This is a genomic window from Dysgonomonas mossii (genome assembly GCF_004569505.1).
Lineage (GTDB): Bacteria > Bacteroidota > Bacteroidia > Bacteroidales > Dysgonomonadaceae > Dysgonomonas.
Genome location: NZ_SPPK01000002.1, coordinates 535634 through 552460 on the forward strand (window position 1 = coordinate 535634; position 16827 = coordinate 552460).

Here is a 16827-nt window from a genome sequence, read left to right on the forward strand (position 1 = left end):
ATTATTTGTTTATTATTCCAGTCCTAATGTTTTTATGCTTAAATCTATTTCTCTCGGATCTCCGGTATGCTTTCCTGCTACATCCGAAAGTTTTACGGCTTTCATGAAGTTCGCATCTTTCTTATGTAGTTTTACATCCGTCAGTTTGATAACGATATTCAACGCTTTAGATCCTACATCGTTCGAAAAGAATGTGCCGATACCATACGTGTCGTGTATACGTCCGGCAACATGATCTTTTATTTCCTTAACTGTGTCTAGGTTTAGCGAGTCGCTGAATACTAATGTTTTGGAAGTGGCGTCTATGCGGTTTTGTTGATAAAAAGAGATCGCCTTGTCTGCAAAAACAAGAGGGTCTCCGCTATCGTGGCGTACTCCGTCAAATAGTTTAGCCTGTTTGAGGCTGAACGAATTGAAAAAAGAATCGGTAGTGTATGTATCTGTCAATGCAATACCCAGACTGCCGTCGTAGACCTCTACCCATGCTTCCAATCCCTTGATATTTGCCGACCGATAACCAAATATTGCGCCATGAAACATAAACCATTCGTGCGGCATTGTACCAATCGGAATCGTATTGTGTTTCATCGCAAAATATACATTGCTCGTCCCTTTGAAGTACTTTCCCGAATGAGCCTGAAGCGCTCCGATAACTTTATCTTCTACGTCGAAAGAAAAACGTCTGCGAGTACCAAATTCGGAATAATCGGCTTCCATTTCTTTCAGGGCTTTTGCTTTTATTATTGCATTTTCTTCTACATTTTGCGGGGTAGCTCCTGTCATCTGAAAATAAAGCTCGGAGATAATTGCCAGCAGTGGAACTTCCCAAAGTACAGTTCTGTACCAATAGCCCTCTATTACCACGCTGAGGTCTCCTCCTTCTTGAGTGATGGTTACTTCCTCAGGTTTATATCTGAATCCTTCAAGAAAGTCTACAAATACAGGATCGAAGAAATAACATTTGGCCTTTATAAATTTTTTCTCTTCGGCGGTTAATTGCAAGTTAGCCATAGATGCTACTTCTTCTTTCATCCGTTCGGCGAATCCTTCAGGAAATTGAGTCTTCCCTCGGTTCGTGAAAGCATATTTGACGTATGCCCACGGATATAGCTTTTGGATAGCTAGCATGACAGAAAATTTGTACAGATCGTTGTCTGTAAAATGTTTTATTATCATAATTCTGTGGTGGTGTTAAATTGTATAATTGACAAATATACCTTTTTATATAACAAATAAAGAACGCCGATGTTGTAGAGTTCTGCAACATCGGCTTATTTTTAGTTTTTCTTGTTTCGGTTTTAAAGAAAAGATATGTTATTCCAGCTTGTGGATAACAAGTCCTGACCGTAGTTTAGGTTCAAACCATGTTGTTTTTGGTGGCATGATGTTGCCCGAGTCGGCAATGTCCATCAGTTGCTTCATGGTGACAGGGTATAAGGCCAATGCCAGCTTCATTTCACCGCTATCTACACGTTTTTTCAGTTCGTCCAATCCTCTAATTCCTCCTACGAAATCGATACGTTTGTCGGAACGCAAATCCTTTATGCCTAAAATTTCGTCCAATATATACTTCGAAGAGATAGTCACATCCAAGACGCCTATAGGGTCGTTGTCGTCGTAAGTATCTTCTTTTGCAGTCAGGCTATAGCATTTGCCGTCAAGATAAATCGAGAAATTATGTAAAGCGGTGGGCTTTTCAATGTCAGAACCCTTCTCTTCTACAATAAAATGTGCTTCTAGTTTTTTGAGAAATTCGTAAACACTCAATCCATTCAGGTCTTTTACCAAACGGTTGTAGTCTATTATATTGAGCTGGTTGTCGGGAAAGCAAACAGCCATAAAGTAGTTGTACTCTTCGTCTCCCCTATGATGAGGGTTTAGTCTCGCTTTTTCTGCTCCTACCAATGCTGCCGCTGCTGAGCGATGGTGTCCGTCGGCTATATACAGGTAAGGTATAGTTGCAAATATATTCGTTATTTGTTGTATATCCTCTTGATCTTTTATTACCCAGAAATGATGTCCTACACCGTCTGTTGCTTCAAAGTCATATTCGGCCGGAGTAGATATTGTATTTGTTATTATCTTATCCAAGTCTTTATTGTCAGGGTAGGCAAAAAATACTGGTTCTATATTCGCATTATTCACACGTACATGCTTCATGCGGTCTTCTTCCTTATCTCTGCGTGTGAGTTCGTGCTTTTTTATCTTTCCATTCATGTAATCATCTACATGAGAGCATACTACCAACCCATATTGAGTTTTTCCATTCATGGTTTGCGCATATACATAGTAGTACTCTTCAGTATCTTGCTCCAACCAACCCTTTTCTTGAAACTTGTTGAAATTCTGTACTGCACGTTGATATACATCGGGGTGATGTTCGTCGATTGTTTCTTCAAAATCTATCTCCGGCTTTATGATGCGGTAAAGAGATTTTTCGTTTCCTTCTGCTTCGAGTCGAGCTTCCAGAGAGCTTAAAACGTCGTAGGGGCGTGAGGCAATTTGCTCAACAATACTTTTGGGTGGTCTTATTCCTTTAAACGGTTTTATTAGGGCCATGCTGTTTAAATTGAATGGATTATAAGGTTAAAAATCAATTAAGGCAATGCAATCTTATCTTACTTTTTGCTATATGCAAATATATAAAAACAATAGCTAAAAGTATCATAATATGTAAAAAATACAAATACCCTTGATACAAAAAGCATTTTGCTAGATTCTTGAAATTAAAATCAATAAAAGTCATTCTTAATCACAGTATTTCATATATAATTAGTAATTTTGAAGTCCAAAAATTAATATTGAAGAGTTCTTAATTCCCTAATTTAATATATAAAATGAAGAAATATAATTTTAGTGCAGGGCCATCAATCCTTCCCCAACAAACAATGGAGGAGACAGCAAAAGCTATTCTGGATTTTAATGGTTCTTCTTTTTCTTTAATGGAGGTAAGCCACAGGAGCAAGGATTTTCAGGCTGTAATGGACGAAACAGTTGAACTGTTTAAAGAATTATTAGAAATTCCGTCGGGCTACTCGGTGCTTTTCCTTGGAGGAGGTGCAAGTTTGCAATTTTGCATGGTACCTTTTAATTTACTAGAAAGAAAAGCGGCATATTTGAATACGGGGACGTGGGCAAGTAAAGCTCAGAAAGAAGCTAAACTGTTTGGTGAAGTAGTTGAAGTGGCATCATCTAAGGCTGCTAACTATACTTATATCCCAAAAGATTATACAATTCCTACCGATGCGGATTATTTCCACATCACTACCAATAATACGATTTTCGGAACAGAGATACATACCGATCTCGATTCTCCGGTGCCGTTGGTTGCAGATATGTCGTCAGACATTTTCTCTCGTCCGGTAGATATATCAAAATATGCTTTGATATATGGTGGTGCTCAGAAAAATCTGGCTCCATCGGGAGTGACTTTCGTTATCGTAAAAGATGAAATATTAGGAAAGGTAAATCGCCCTATCCCAACAATGTTGGATTATCGTACGCATATCGAAAACGGTTCGATGTTCAATACACCTCCTGTTGTTCCTGTATACGCTGCAATGCAAACATTGAGATGGTTGAAAGCGAATGGAGGTCTTGATGCAATGTATAAACGCAACAAAGAAAAGGCTGCATTACTATATAACGAAATCGATCGCAGCTCCGTGTTTAAAGGTACATGTCAGGTTGAAGACCGTTCGTTGATGAATGTATGTTTTGTGATGACTTCCGAATATGAAGGAAATGAAGCTGCATTCTTAGAATTTGCGAAAGAACGTGGATTGTGTGAACTAAAAGGACACCGCTCTGTTGGTGGTTTCCGTGCATCTATTTACAATGCTATGCCTATCGAAGGTGTTCAGGCATTGGTGGATGCAATGAAAGAATTTGAAAAGAAAATAGCTAAATAATGAAAGTACTTATTGCTACAGACAAACCTTTTGCTGCTGAGGCTGTAACTGGAATAAGAGAAGTTGTAGAGAAAGCCGGATTTGAATTGGTTTTGCTCGAAAAGTACACAGAGAAGAAACAATTGCTAGATGCGGTAGCTGATGTTGATGCTGCAATTATTCGTAGCGATATTTTCGATAAGGAAGTGTTAGATGCTGCTAAGAATCTAAAGATTGTTGTACGTGCAGGAGCCGGTTATGATAATATTGATTTGGAAGCTGCTACAGCAAACAATATATGTGTGATGAATACTCCGGGTCAGAATGCGAACGCTGTTGCAGAGTTGGTGTTTGGTCTTGCTGTATATGCCATCCGCAATTTCTTTAAAGGTACGTCGGGGACAGAGCTTCTAGGTAAAAAACTGGGAATCCATGCTTATGGAAATGTAGGACGCAATGTTGCTCGTATAGCCAAAGGCTTTGGTATGGAAGTTTATGCTTTCGATCCGTTCTTGTCTAAAGAAGCTATCGAAAAAGAAGGCGTAAAAGCTGTTGGTTCTGCTGAAGAATTATACACTACATGTCAGTACGTATCTTTGCATATGCCTGCTACAGACGAAACTGCTAGTTCTATCAACTATGCGTTGATTAGCAAAATGCCTAAAAATGCATTGTTACTGAATACAGCTCGTAAAGAAGTAGTAGATGAAGCTTCGATAGTGAAGGTAATGGAAGAACGTAAAGATTTCAAATATGTAACAGATGTACTTCCCGGCAATCATGCTGAAATGACAGAAAAATTTGCAGGAAGATATTTCTCTACACCTAAAAAATCGGGTGCGCAAACCGAAGAGGCAAATATCAATGCCGGTATTGCTGCAGCTAATCAAATAGTAGACTTCATTAAGAACGGTAATGAACGTTTCAGAGTAAATGGAAAGTAAGATAACACCTATCTAACTATACTTTTTTTGAAAGGGATACTCGCTTAGAGTATCCCTTTCTTATTATTTAGATATATTTGTTTTTATTGAATTTATCTTACTTAAGGAATATAAAACATTTACAGTCATGTCATTGGTTCTGCTTCGCTCTGCCTAATATTTTTTCTGAGAGTAGCTTAGGAATATTTATTCCTAAGCCTCAATACTTTCAAGAGAATTAGACTGTAATATTCTTTCAGAGAATGAGGACAAGATATTCTTCATGACAATTATTATCAATATCTTTGCTTTCATGCATATCGTCAGCTGTTCCCGAGAATAAGAGGCAACGTCATTTTATAGCGGTAACGATCAAGTTAGAGACAAATCAACAATCTAAGTGGACAGTGAAGTGAAAAATTAGAAAGTATAAAAAATATATAACTAATATGGGAACTTGGGGAGTTGCAATATCATCAAATGATACTTATGCAGACATTTACAGTGAGTTTTTTGATTTATACAATGATGGGCTTGAAGTCGCTGAAATATCAGTAAAACTAATCAGAGAAAACCAAGAAATAATTGATGATCTTGAAGAGAGTAATAATTTTTGGTTTGCATTAGCCAAAGCCCAATGGGAATGTAAGCAACTAGAGAAAGATTTATTTCTCCGAATAAGGGAAATAATAGAATCAGGCAATGACCTTGAAGTCTGGAGGCGGCTTGAGGCGCCTGAAAAAGAGATTAAGAAGCGAAAGGATATTCTTCAAAGATTTCTTTTAAACCTTCAAGAAGAGCGACCTAAAGCGAAAGCAAGGAAAAAGAAAATAATTCGGCAGCCTGCTTTTGAAAAAGGCGATTGTTTGGTTTTCAAACTCGAAAATGGAAATTACGGAGGAGCAGTTGTCTTGGAAGCAGTCCATGATACAGAATATGGGTACAATCTTATTGCAAGTACAAGGATTAATCAAGAAAATAAGCCTACTAAGAATGATTTCGAAAATGCAGAAATATTAATCATCAACTATGCAGAATGGGATAATAAACCGAATATTCATTGGTATTCACCAGTTCGACACAAAAATATTATAGAATTAGTTGAGAAGATAGACGTCATGGAAATCTGTCATAAATATAGTATAGATCGAGATTTATATGGGCATATGGGCGATTTTGGTATTTGGTTTATTGGAGTTGCAAATCAACAATTTGAATCAGAGAAAACAAAACTGCGTCCGACTAAAAGGCTAACAATAAAAGAAATGACAAAAAGGAAATGGAAAATAAGGTAAAACACGAAGTGCTAGTCACTAATTAACAATCCTTTCTCCCTGTGTTACTTTTTGAATCGTTGAAAGTTAATCGCCGCAATACCTACTACAAGCAACCATGAAACGTTAAAAAAAACAATTTAGATTTGTCTTAGAATTCTTTTTGTGAAAATATATTTCTCTTGACCGTATGTGTAAAGTTCTGCGAAAAGTAATAAATGCGTGATAATTAGCCTGTCATGTTTCCAATTGGAGGAAGCAATATTCTAAGCAGAAATGAGTTATATTTGTAAACTGTAACAACTTATTGTAATAACCTGAAAAAAGTTTGAAAAGATATATATCTTACATATTTAGTATCCTTATTCTTTTATTGTCTGCATATTCTTGTAAACAGGTAAAACTGGAAGATGCAGACCGTAAGTTTGCACAAGGTGAATACTTTGTTGCGGCAGATATGTATCGCAAGATATACCGCAGCATCCCTGTAAAGAAGAGAGAGTTGAGAGGAGAAGTTGCTTTGCGTATGGCGGAGAGTTACAGGTTGATAAACAACCCTCTACGAGCGAATGCGGCGTATGCTAATGCTGTTAGATATAAGGTGAACGACAGTACTTTGAATCTGCAATATGCCAGATCGTTGCAGAAGGTGGGAGATTATAAGCAAGCTGCTCGTTACTACGCTGATTTCTTAAAGCTTTTCCCTGATAATAAATTTGCTCTTAACGGGCTGGAAGGTACAACGGTAGCCCCAGAGTGGAAAGCTAATCCGACATTATATACAGTGAAGAGGATGGATTTGTTTAATTCCAATCGGGGAGAGTTTAGTCCTATGTTGCTTCCTCCCGATTACGATCAGTTGTACTTTACATCTAACCGAGAAGGTGTTATAGGAGATACTATAAGTAATATTACAGGATCTAAGCTCAATGATATATTCATGTCTCGCAAAGACGAGAGTGGAAACTGGATGAAGCCTGAACACTTGGATTCACCTATAAATACATCATCAGACGAAGGCACAACATCATTTTCGGCTACAGGCTCGGCAATGTATTTTACACAAACAAAACTCGATTCGGTAAATACTTCCTTTCCATCTATATATGTCTCATACCGTTCGTCGGGGTCATGGGGAAAGGGTACGAAGATAGAAATAAACAAGCGTGATACAACCAGTGTTTATGCCCATCCGGCGATAACACCTTCGGGTGACTATATTTATTTTGTGTCCGACATGCCCGGAGGCTATGGCGGTAAAGATATTTGGCGGGCAAGTATGGTTGGCGATCTGGTCGAATTTGTTGAGAACTTGGGGCCCGATATCAATACCGCAGGAGACGAAATGTTTCCGTATATGCGAAACGACTCTACGCTCTATTTTTCTTCGGACGGACATGTAGGGATGGGTGGTCTGGATATATATAAGGCTGAATATAATAAAAAGTCTAAAGGCTGGAAGGTAGAGAATATGAAGTTCCCTATAAACTCTCAGGCAGATGATTTTGGTATAACGTTCGAAGGAAACAAAGAAAGTGGATTCTTTAGCTCCAACCGTGGCGATGGCAAAGGATTTGATCATATATATTCTTTTGCATATCCGGTAATTACAACTGTAGCTGAAGGATATATTGTGGATACAGACGATGAGTTTGTAACCAATGCTACTATACGCGTGGTAGGGCGTGATGGAACGAATATGAGGTTTCCGGGAAAAAATGACGGGACTTACAAAATGGACGTAAAGCAAGGGGTAGACTATGTATTTCTGGCAAGTGCCAAAGATCACTTGAATACACGTATGTCTCTCAAAACTATAGCGATAGAGAAGGATTCAACCTATCTGCTCGATTTCATTCTTACCCCGATCAATAAGCCGGTGGTATTGGAAAATATATTCTATGAGTTCGACAAAGCAACCTTGCTACCCGGATCAAAAAAAGAATTGGATGGTTTGATCGACTTGCTTAATACCAATCCGAATGTGACAATCGAACTTTCGGCTCATGCCGACAGAAAAGGGTCGGACGAATATAATATCAAACTCTCGCAACGCAGGGCTGAATCAGTGGTCAATTACCTGATAGCGGGAGGGATATCTAAAGATCGATTGACGGCTGTGGGCAAAGGTAAAAGTGAGCCCAAGACGGTTACCAAAGCTATCGTAAAGAAGTATGACTTTTTGAAAGAAGGTGATATACTGAATGAGGAGTTTATTGAAGGGCTCACACCAGAGCAACAGGAAATGGCTGATCAGGTAAACCGCCGGACAGAGTTTAAGGTATTAAGTATTACATATAATCTCGAGTAGTATGTTAAGACTGACTTTATTCATAATATCTGCAATAATCTCTTTTGCTGACATAGAGGCACAGGAGTTGAATGCAAAGCTCACTATAAACAGCAGTAAAGTTCCTGCGGCAAACCAAAACCTGTTTTCGGCAATGGAAAGCTCACTCAATCAGTTGTTGAATGATCAAGCATGGACAAATACCTCGTTCAACATAAATGAGCGTATTGATTGCTCTGTGAATATTTCGATAAGTGAAATGACTTCGGATAATAGTTTTGTTGCAGAAATGCAGGTTACTTCACGTCGTCCTGTATATAATTCGACATATATAACTACTCTGATCAACTATAGAGATACTAAATTTGAGTTTAATTATACACCAGGAGAATCTCTCGACTTGAGCAATATTACACTTTCCAATAACTTGGTAGCAGTAATATCCTTTTATGCTTATGTTGTCATAGGGCTTGATTTTGATTCATTTTCCTTAAATGGAGGTGCTCCGTATTTTGCAAGGGCAATGGAAATCGCTAATATGGCTCAATCATTGAATACAAAAGGGTGGGAGCCTTTCTCCGGCAAAAATGATAACAGGTATGATCTTGCTGTGGCTTTTACCGATGAGAGCTCTAAAGCCTTTCATTCTTTCTGGTACAATTATCATCGCAATGGGTTGGACGAAATGGCAGCCAATGCTTCACGTGGAAGAATACGTATTATAGAAGCAATGGCAGACTTGCAGAAGTTGTACGATTCACGTCCATCTTCTCCATTGTTATTAATTATCGGTGAAACCAAACTGGATGAAATAGTACGTATCTGTTCTCAGGCTACAGCCGAAGAGAAGCAAGCTGTAAAAAAGCAGCTAAACCAGATATTTCCTACGAAAGGTTATCTTATAAATAACCTAAAATAAATGTTTTACAAAACTATGCTAAAAAGATTTTCACTTCTATTCTCTTTTATAATTGCTTGCGTATCCACTTCGGCGAATATGGCATCTCCGTGGATAGGTGGCAATCCGATGAGTGAAGCTTATTCGAGCAAGGATATAGATATTCTGCATGAGTCTTTACATGTCCGCATTATTGATTTTTATACAGCTAAGTATACGGTGATCTATACTGCTAAATCAGATAGAGTAGGGAAGCAGATTCCTCTTGTGTTTGATACAATGACTGATGTGTCTGAAAGTGATGGCTTTCGTGTATGGGTAGATGATAAAGACGTTGCGGTATCAAAGATACCTTCTTCATATGAGGATAAGGCGGCTCTTTCGTGGATAGATTCTTTGGATAATCATCTCTTGTACTCGCAGGAGAATGTTCCGAATTTGATCGGATTGAAATATTTTGAAATTGATCTTTCTGAGGGAGAGCATGCTATCAGGGTGGAGTATACAGTGCGTGCGAATGTGTATGTAGGTAATCCTGTCAGAGAGTTTACTTTGAGGTACAATCTTGCGCCGGCTCGTTTTTGGCGTACATTCGGAGGACTGGATATTGAGATAGATATAACAGGACTGGACGGCACATTCGAAACGAATTTGCCTGCTGAAAAAACGAGTCTTACCGATGCTGTAACACACTTGCATTTTTCGGACATACCATCAGATGAATTTGTTATAACTTACACACCTCAAGTAGGATGGTTTGCTAATATCTTTGTGGCAATTGGGCATTGGTTAGTGCTTGCTTTTATTCTAGTACTCGGTGTTGTACATGTTTATCTTACACTGAGATATCGGATCAGGAAGCCGACGAAACGTTTTTCCCCTGTCGTAATAGTTGGAGGTATTTTAGCACCTATTCTTTATTTGTGTTTATATGTGTGGTCATATTCTTTAATAGATGTGGTGATAGGAGAATATGCTTCGGGAAGGCATGGGTATGTATTCTTTATCTTTTTGCTATATCCTGTTGTTATGCCAATCTATTTGCTACTGATTTGGATGATTGATAAGATGAAGAAGGATAAAATAAAAAAGGATGTCTCTATTTAAGAAACATCCTTCTATCTTCAATCTTGTTTTTCTCATTTGCTAGCCATGTACTTGCCTTGCTGATCGTTGATAGTAGTATTTAATATTGTCAAATACTTTCTATACTGTTTTTCAGACAAAACTGATCTTACATTAGCCAAATTAAAGAATAGCGCTTTTTCTGCTGCTTCTTTATCATTGTCGATCAGTGCGCTTTTTAGTTTTTCAGTAGAATCATAGAAGATAGCTCTCATATATTCTTTCTGATTTGAAGTTGCATTAACATATTCTGCAACAGTTTCGAATGTTGATTTGTTGTTCAATACCCAAAGAACATCATAATCGTTTTGCGCGTAAGAGCTGGCACCTAATCCAAGCACAGCTACAACTAAAATTAATAACCTTTTCATAACCAATTTTTTAAAATAAACAATCTTTACTTTAATAACCTAAACCTATAAGACAAAAAAAGACAGAGAGTACCTGTTATTTATCATGGTACTCTCTGTTTAATTATCTTGTATAGTAATAACCTAAAACTCTTTGCAAAGATAAAATGTATTTATTGAAAAGTAAAATATTTTAACACAAAAATGTCATATTAATGTTCAATGTGATATATATAAAACCTATAAGTGCTCTTTTTGATATATAGATATGGCAAACTTAAATAAAAAAGAGGTTGCTTTTGCCAAACAACCTCTCCCTTAAGATATATCAGTTTATTTATTTATCGTCTGTCTCTGGCCGAATACGAGATAGCAGAGGTGCTTTTAGCTTTCTTTGTTTTCGGTGCTTTATAATTGCTCTTTTTTGTGTTTTTTGTATTGCCTGATTGAATTTGATTGATCGAGTCGTTCACTATCCATAGTTCTTTGTCAAACTCCTTCAATTCGCCCTCTATTTTGTTTTGAGCCTCTTTTAATGTCTCTGGAGTCGTATATATCTGGTTGAGGAACTTATTTTCCATATTGGTAGTCTTGTATATTTCTCCTTCATACAAGCGCATACGGAAGTAGTCGTCAATGGTTTTATTCATTACGTTGTTCTTGTCCGAAGCCATAATAGGCATACGAGCGGCATAAGGACGTATGTTTTCGTATGGTATCCAAAACTGAGGTTCTTTTAGGCCTTGATTTGTAGATGTTCCGAAGTCTATACCATCAACGTATTGCTGACGAAACAGTACGGGGCAAATAGCCACTATTTTTACACCTAGCACAGAATTAGACTGGTCGAAGTACCAAGCTTCTTTGATATAATATCCCAAAGCTTCGTTACTGGGAATGCTGAATTCATCATAAGAATATGCATTACCGTTCTTTTGATAAGGTATTTCGAGTCTTTCGAGTACGTCTCCAAAATTGATTTTCAGATTATCTACAAAAAGATCTGTGCCATTATTCCAATCATAAGCAACAAGGTTTCCATCGCCCATCAGTTTAAAGATCATTGTATAGAAGTTCATCTGATTGCCAATAGGCTGTACCGGATAATACAGGGCAGCATTCTTTCCCTTTGTAAGGTCTAAAAAGCGATACACCTCTCTGATCCATGTAGCATTCGATAAATCCTGTGTCTGCGTGTCGTTCATCATTTCTGCGCGCACAGACAATTGAGGAACTTTTGGCCCGTTGTTGTTTTGCTGGGTATTACCCTGTTGTTGCTGTTGTCTTTTGGCTATTCTGTCTCGAAGCGATTCGGGCTGTTCTTGTGCATGCAACACAGAGATAAAGCTCAATCCGCAAATAACGACAGCCAATATTTTATATATCTTATTCATTTTCTTTACTTCTTAGATTTTGCAAATCCTACCTGAGTTCTTACACATCTAAATCCGATATACGAGCGCGGCTGGTTTTGGAACTCACCTTCGCGCATGTCTCCTCTGATGTTTCGCCCTATATCTTTCCACGATCCTCCTTTTACTACTTTCTTCTTTATAGCATATGGGTCTTCTTTGGCAGCATCGTATTTGTATTGAGGGTTCATATCATTCATCATTGCTGTACCCGACTCGGTATAAGCCGTAGAAGTCCATTCTGAAACGTTACCGGCTAAATCATATATACCAAAACGATTTGGCACATAAGACGCTACCCGAGCAGGGATAAGATTTCCGTCTTTCGTATAGTTCCCTTCTCCCGGCTTGAAGTTTGCCATAAAGCAAGCCTTCTCATCCATTGTACCTTCTTTATCCCACGGATATTTATTTTCGGTCTTACCATTACGTGCGGCAAACTCCCATTCTCCTTCTGTGGGCAATCGGAAGTTTTCGATCGGACGTCCATTTTTAGGTTGTCCCATTTTGTAGAACATGGTTCTCCATTCACAGAAAGCAGTAGCTTGTTCCCAAGTTACACCTACAACCGGATAATCATTATACCCCGAGTGAGAAAAATACATGCGCATATATGGCTCATTGTAGGCATTGTTGAAATCATTTACCCAAACAGTAGTATCGGGATAAACGTTTACAATCTTGGTATGTACAAAATCGAATAATGAGCTCAAAGGGCGGACTATTGTTTGGTTTACAGGGCGTCCTTCTTCATTGATATAAGCCGTATCTTTTGATATCATTACTACTTGATTGACATCTATTGCAATATCTGTATTGAGGGTTCGTTCCTGAGGTATCAAACGGTTTCTGCGTTTTGCTGCTTCGGTATAATCGAACCATTCATATTTGAAATTCATCTGACGAGGGTCTAATCCTCTAACTCCTGTTATCGGATGTATAAAAGTTACACTGTTTATTGCCAGCTCCTCTTCTTCCAAGGGACGTTTTGGTATCGGTCTCCTCCAATCGAGGTAAGGTTTTACCGGGTCACCGTATCTGTCTTCTGTGATTTTGAATGCTTCGTTTCCTCCGTAGGCAGGGTCGGCCAGTCGTTCACGGATAATTGAATCGCGTACCCAATATACAAATTGGCGATATTTGGAATTGGTGACTTCTGTCTCGTCCATCCAAAAATTATCTACCGAAACTCCTTTCGGACTGGCTTTTATATCCCATAGGGAATCGTTCTCGGCCGGTCCCATTTCTATAGAACCTCTCGATACCAATACCATACCGTAAGGTGTAGGTTCGGCCCACGACGATCCCTTTTCGCCAACTACTTCACCGCCGATGCTTGATCCTACCGATTTACCACAAGATGTAAACAGGATGAGTGAAGTTATAATTGCAAAAAACAAATGTTTCATATTTCTTTTATGATCTGATTCTGTCAGTCAACTTTTTTATTTATTCTACTTGTAAGTTTGTATACTCGTCTTTTTTATAATTATAATATCCTTATACTTTTGCCCGAATGCCTGTCTTTTCGCTTCTCTAAAGGCATACTATAGCGTATAAACAATTCGTGGCTTCCATGACTGACCTTTGATATCTCTGATGTTGAAAGGTCGTATGAATAGCCTGCATCTATATTTTTTATTTTCACACCAAGCAAAAATACAAAACCGTCCCCTTTTCTCCAAGATATTCCTCCATTGAACATCTTTTTATATTCGGCTTTAGCTGTAACTTCCAATTGATAGGTGACAGCATCAGATTTAAAGAGAGCAGATGGTTGCAATTCTATCAACGGATTTCCGAGCTTTATATTGTATCCTCCTGTCAGATAATAGATACGGGAAATAGAAGAGGTGGTTTGTTCATCTATATCAAACTTGGGCTGCATCAGGTGCGTTATAGAAGCTCCCAAGTAATAAGTAGGAGTGATCCACGATATACCCACACCCATATCAAACTTCTTTTCGCCTATAGCTGTGGTTGGGTTTGTAGGGTCTGTTTCTCCTTCAGATTCGTTTCCTGTTCCTCCTTCTCCGCTTGGTATATTCTGTATTCCGGAAGCGTCGAAGTCTATATTCATCATCCCTCCTTGTAAGCCTACTCTTAGGTATCTGTTTTTCTTAAACTTAAACCGATAAGCGTATTGCAGCATAGTGGAGGTATTCGTAAATAATCCGAATTTATCAGTTATAACCATCGCACCCACTCCATGCTCCTTGCCCAGAAAGTTCATAGGCATATTTAATGAAACCAACGATGTTACCGGAGCTCTGTCTATACCTGTCCACTGACGGCGATGTAGCAAAGAACTTTCTATAACATTTCTTTCTCCAACAAACGAAGGATTATAAAAGTTCTTCATATTCCAATATTGGCTGATCTGGGAATCCCACTGACCATATACAACACCCGAACCTAGAGTGAAAAACAGAAAGAATAATGTTATATAGTTAAGTTTCATTCACAAATGTCAGTGATAATGGAGTGCAAAGTAAGTACATTTTATTTTAATTAACGGCCGAAAGCCTTGTAAATTGTGTATTTAGCTATAATTTGTGTTTTTTATGTTTACTTGGTAAAAATTATTTCAATTCCAAAAAGTAACAAAAGTAACAGTTTTTCGGTATGTTTTTATTGTCACTTTATTAGATTTCCTCTTATTGGGTAGTAACTAAAAGTTGATAATTATACAATAACATCAAAGAACTCAATATAAGATAATTCTGCAATAAGAAAATCCATCCACTTCTTATTTATTTTAGCTTTGGAAAAAAGCGATAGCAGGTGTATATTAAACGACTGAAATAGGGATAATAAGTTCGGCCCAAACGACTTTCATGTGTGTTGACAAAATAGGCAGTTGATACTCTATGATTGCATCTATTATCTGCTGGTTTTTATCAGAAATAGCATCTAGTATTATCTTACCATTAATCCTATAAGCGAATATAATAATTTATTTGCAAATATTAACAGTTTTAAATTTGACCTATTGATAATTTAGCTTAAAATTGCGTTAATATTACGCATCGTGAACTTCTCTATTATTAACCCTAAAATATAATGGCCATGAAAAAGAATAATTTTATTTACTTGTCAGTATTTTTTATCTTTCTATTTTTTTCTTGTTCGGAAGGCTATGAAAATTTATTAGAAGATACAAATGTTGTAAATTCTGAAAGTGATCCTAAAACTAAGTCATCTGGAGATGAAAAATATGATGTATTAGGATATGGATATTTTATCACTAAACCATACGCGCATAGAGATGCAGTTAGTCAATATCAAGTAATTGATATAGAGAAACTAATAACTACAGAGCCATCTAACTTAATATATTTTGATAAAGGAGCATACAGTGGAACTAATACTAGAGTATATAGTGGAGAAGATTATTTCAGCTATGTAAAAGAAGTTACTACTAAAACCAATTTTTCAGCTTCAGTAGCTTCTAATGGTATAACAAAAGGCCTTACTGGAGGACTATTTTCCGCAGATGTAAAAGCAAGTCAGGAAACTAAAAGTAAGGTCTCTTATTCATCAGCCTATTCATGTGCCACAGCGGAAATTTTCAGTACTCATAGAAGATTTATTTTAGATACAGAATTATCCATTGCGCAAAAATATTTAAATCCTTATTTTAAACAAGAGTTGGAAAAAGTAAATACTTTAAATCAAGCATATAATTTAGTTGAAAAATTTGGAACACACGTTTTGTTTAAATTTACAACAGGAGGAATTTTCAAATCTGAATTTAGAGGATTAACACTCGAAGATGGAACCACTAATAGTAAAAAGCAAACAGCTGAAGTTGGAGCTAAATTTGGCTTATCAAAGATAGGATTAGGAGCAACTGCAGGCTGGGAGCAAACCACAACTACCCAAATAAATAGTAAAAACATTAATTGGAATGGTAGTATAAAATCTTACGGAGGGAACACGAATGGACTTTCTATAAATATATCACCAACAGAAGGGACAAGTTATTCTTTAAATGTGGGGAATTGGATTGCGTCAATAAATGATAAAAATGCAGTTTTAGTCGATTTAGACTGGAATAAAACATATCCTATCTATATGTTGATCGCTGATAACACAAAAGCAGAGCTGGTAAAACAAGCTGTAAATAATTTTATAAAAAATAACCAAGCAGATAACCTCAGCCTTTTTCCTTTATATCGATATTGGAATAGTAAAACACAAGAAGCTTACCTGACAAATACATATGAATCGAAGCAGGGATGGTATTTTGATAAAGTTATAGGATATACAACAAACAGAACATATGGCAATGAGTACTCAGCAGGACAAGGTGTATTTGGTTCATTTATTCGATATATACACATAAAGACTAATAGATATTATTATGCTTCTGATATTCGTTCGAAGGATCCTAGATTAACAAATCCTACACAATATAAAAGAGATAGTCGTTTATACAGTATTCGATATTATGATAAGCCTTTAGATATGCGTAACTACGTTGCATTACATAGATTTTGGAATAAAAGTAAAAACACATTTTATGTTACTGATAACATCAATGATGCTCGCATGAACTCGAGCTGGCAATATGAAGAAGTTATAGGATATGTTCTCTATCAATAGTTGTATATAGAATATAATAAAACTATATAATTAAAGAAAGAGGTGTCTATTCAATAG

Annotated in this window: 13 protein-coding genes; 7 read left to right on the forward strand and 6 right to left on the reverse strand. The window is 37.2% G+C overall.

Annotated elements, in window-relative coordinates:
- Positions 1-12 precede the first annotated feature (12 nt).
- Positions 13-1176: a nicotinate phosphoribosyltransferase gene (gene pncB, locus E4T88_RS07640; RefSeq protein WP_135104868.1), complete on the reverse strand. Its 1164-nt coding sequence runs from the start codon at positions 1174-1176 to the stop codon at positions 13-15.
- 138 nt (positions 1177-1314) lie between these two features.
- Positions 1315-2559, reverse strand: coding sequence for a DUF1015 domain-containing protein (locus E4T88_RS07645; RefSeq protein WP_135104869.1), 1245 nt, complete (start codon positions 2557-2559; stop codon positions 1315-1317).
- Positions 2560-2837: 278 nt separating this feature from the next.
- On the opposite strand from E4T88_RS07645, the gene serC reads away from it, so the two are divergent.
- The 6 genes from serC (at position 2838) to E4T88_RS07675 (ending at position 10382) form a co-directional block, all read left to right on the forward strand.
- A complete protein-coding gene (gene serC, locus E4T88_RS07650; protein WP_135104870.1) occupies positions 2838-3911 on the forward strand; it encodes a 3-phosphoserine/phosphohydroxythreonine transaminase in 1074 nt (357 codons plus the stop codon).
- On the forward strand, positions 3911-4834 hold the full coding sequence (locus tag E4T88_RS07655; RefSeq protein ID WP_135104871.1) for an NAD(P)-dependent oxidoreductase: 924 nt from the start codon (positions 3911-3913) through the stop codon (positions 4832-4834). The genes serC and E4T88_RS07655 overlap by 1 nt, the downstream gene beginning before the upstream one ends.
- A 428-nt stretch (positions 4835-5262) precedes the next feature.
- The gene (locus tag E4T88_RS07660) at positions 5263-6108 is read left to right on the forward strand and encodes a hypothetical protein (RefSeq protein WP_135104872.1); all 846 of its coding nucleotides are present in this window, start codon (positions 5263-5265) and stop codon (positions 6106-6108) included.
- A 307-nt stretch (positions 6109-6415) separates the two neighbouring features.
- On the forward strand, positions 6416-8398 hold the full coding sequence (gene porE / locus E4T88_RS07665; protein ID WP_135104873.1) for a PorE family type IX secretion system protein: 1983 nt from the start codon (positions 6416-6418) through the stop codon (positions 8396-8398).
- Position 8399: 1 nt separating this feature from the next.
- Complete coding sequence (gene porD, locus E4T88_RS07670) at positions 8400-9296, forward strand: type IX secretion system protein PorD (protein WP_135104874.1); 897 nt, start codon at positions 8400-8402, stop codon at positions 9294-9296.
- Between the two features lie 15 nt (positions 9297-9311).
- The gene (locus tag E4T88_RS07675) at positions 9312-10382 is read left to right on the forward strand and encodes a hypothetical protein (protein WP_228093811.1); all 1071 of its coding nucleotides are present in this window, start codon (positions 9312-9314) and stop codon (positions 10380-10382) included.
- 32 nt (positions 10383-10414) lie between these two features.
- On the opposite strand, the gene E4T88_RS07680 is transcribed toward E4T88_RS07675, so the two are convergent.
- The 4 genes from E4T88_RS07680 to E4T88_RS07695 form a co-directional block, all read right to left on the reverse strand.
- Positions 10415-10771 (reverse strand): hypothetical protein, encoded by a 357-nt coding sequence (locus E4T88_RS07680; protein WP_135104876.1) that lies wholly within the window; start codon positions 10769-10771, stop codon positions 10415-10417.
- A 320-nt stretch (positions 10772-11091) separates the two neighbouring features.
- A complete protein-coding gene (gene porN, locus E4T88_RS07685) occupies positions 11092-12144 on the reverse strand; it encodes a type IX secretion system ring subunit PorN/GldN (protein ID WP_135104877.1) in 1053 nt (350 codons plus the stop codon).
- A 5-nt stretch (positions 12145-12149) separates the two neighbouring features.
- On the reverse strand, positions 12150-13571 hold the full coding sequence (gene porK / locus E4T88_RS07690) for a T9SS ring complex lipoprotein PorK/GldK (protein WP_135104878.1): 1422 nt from the start codon (positions 13569-13571) through the stop codon (positions 12150-12152).
- 80 nt (positions 13572-13651) lie between these two features.
- Positions 13652-14623: a PorP/SprF family type IX secretion system membrane protein gene (locus E4T88_RS07695; RefSeq protein WP_135104879.1), complete on the reverse strand. Its 972-nt coding sequence runs from the start codon at positions 14621-14623 to the stop codon at positions 13652-13654.
- A gap of 608 nt (positions 14624-15231) precedes the next feature.
- Here E4T88_RS07695 and E4T88_RS07700 point away from each other — a divergent pair.
- Positions 15232-16770, forward strand: a complete 1539-nt coding sequence (locus tag E4T88_RS07700; protein WP_167755442.1) for an MAC/perforin domain-containing protein — start codon at positions 15232-15234, stop codon at positions 16768-16770.
- Positions 16771-16827 lie beyond the last annotated feature (57 nt).